The 1671-nt window shown below is 43.6% G+C and carries 2 protein-coding genes; one reads left to right on the top strand and one right to left on the bottom strand.

Going from position 1 to position 1671, the window contains the following annotated elements:
* Positions 1–51: 51 nt before the first annotated feature.
* Positions 52–714 (top strand): DUF2834 domain-containing protein, encoded by a 663-nt coding sequence (locus tag NJ959_RS29160; protein ID WP_254015256.1) that lies wholly within the window; start codon positions 52–54, stop codon positions 712–714.
* A 14-nt stretch (positions 715–728) separates the two neighbouring features.
* On the opposite strand, the gene NJ959_RS29155 is transcribed toward NJ959_RS29160, so the two are convergent.
* Positions 729–1334, bottom strand: coding sequence for an HD-GYP domain-containing protein (locus NJ959_RS29155; RefSeq protein WP_373693738.1), 606 nt, complete (start codon positions 1332–1334; stop codon positions 729–731).
* Between the last annotated feature and the right edge of the window lie 337 nt (positions 1335–1671).

Here is a 1671-nt window from a genome sequence, read left to right as displayed (position 1 = left end):
ACTCCCTACTCCCTACTCCCCACTCCCCACCCCTACTCCCTAAGAAAAAACATGGCATTTTGGTTAATTTGGATTGGCTTGATCGCCTACGGATTTCTCCTTTCACCTCCCAACCAACCTGACACGTTTGAACTCATCAAAAATATGTCCATTGGTAACTGGGAAGGGATCAATCCTTTAATTCTTACCCTATTTAATATTATGGGAATATGGCCTCTGATTTATGCCGCCGTATTATTTAGCGATGGCAGGGGACAAAAGATTCCCGCATGGGCTTTTGCCACTGCTTCTTTTGGTGTGGGAGCCTTTGCCATATTACCTTATTTAGCACTACGCCAACCCAACCAGAAGTTTACTGGGGCCAAGGATATTTTTCTGAAATTTTTAGATTCTCGTTGGCTAGGAGTTGCTCTCAGTTTAGCCACTTTTGCCCTATTATGTTTTGGCTTAACTCAAGGGAATTGGGGTAATTTTATTGCTCAATGGCAAACTAGTAAATTTATTCATGTCATGAGTTTAGATTTCTGCATGTTGAGTTTGTTATTTCCCGCAATTTTGGGGGATGATATGGCGCGGCGTGGGATGACAAACTCTCCTTTATATTGGGTGGTGGTATTGCTACCTTTAATTGGGGCTTTATTATATCTTTGTTTTCGTACTCCTCTATCAGATAGTGAGATGGAAGTTAGTTTGGGTAGTCAGAAGGTAGTTTGAAGTAGCGAGCCACTTCAAGTACCACCCTGATAGAAAAGTTCGAGAAACCGGAAAAACTTCTCACAAAGTTCCGGATCTCTAGCTTTTGCCTCCATTTCTCTGGTAATCTCTTCAACCGCCTGAAGCCAATAGCGGCGATCCGTTGCCGAGCCGTCGCGGCTGCGATATAAGCGCTTGCTGATAATGGCATCCGCTATATTGACAAGCTGAAAGACTTGCACGATGAAGGGGATTTTCTCACCTTTTAACCCATCCGGATAACCCGTACCATCGATTCTTTCTTGATGAGAGCGGACTAAGGGAGCAAATTCTCTTAATACTGGAAGCTGATTGCAGATGAGTGCTGAAATTTCTGGGTACTCTCGCACCTTCGCCCAATCCTCTTCGTTTAAGGAACCTGCATTGAGCAACACAGCGTCAGGCAGACCAATTTTACCTAAACCGTGGCAATATGACAAAAAAACAAGCTGGCGCAGTTGAGTTTTATCTAATTTGAGCCATCGTCCGAAGTGTAAGGACATGGTTCTCAGACGATAGCACCTTAAGCCAGCCGCCACGTTGCGAGCTAGCTGGAGTTGTTCAAGGAAATTTAAAATCTCGGCGTCGCCGGGATTAAGCATTCAACTTCAAAATAAGGGTTTTATTGTTATTTTTACACGGTGTTGGCAAAAAACGTTTTCTCCCATCTCATACCTATAACTTACACCAGCTTGGCAACAGTAACAGATCGGCTAGGAAAAGTTAAGAGGTAAGAGACAAAAGATAACTGTTGGGAAAGTTTATCTCTACCGCACCAGTAGTCTTTCCAACCGATCTATGAGCTATAGAGAGATTGGGGGATGGGGCAGGGCTGTTTCATTCTCAAATGAGACGACAGATTGAAATCTGTCGCTAAACAAAATCTGCCTTCGCAGGTTAGCGAGTCTTGCATTAGCTGATTAACAAATAAGTTGAACC

Source organism: Limnofasciculus baicalensis BBK-W-15, assembly GCF_024178385.1.
In the GTDB taxonomy this organism is placed as follows: Bacteria; Cyanobacteriota; Cyanobacteriia; order Cyanobacteriales; family Coleofasciculaceae; genus Limnofasciculus; species Limnofasciculus baicalensis.
Note: the sequence above shows the minus strand (reverse complement) of the source record. Positions and strands in the feature narration are given on the sequence as shown.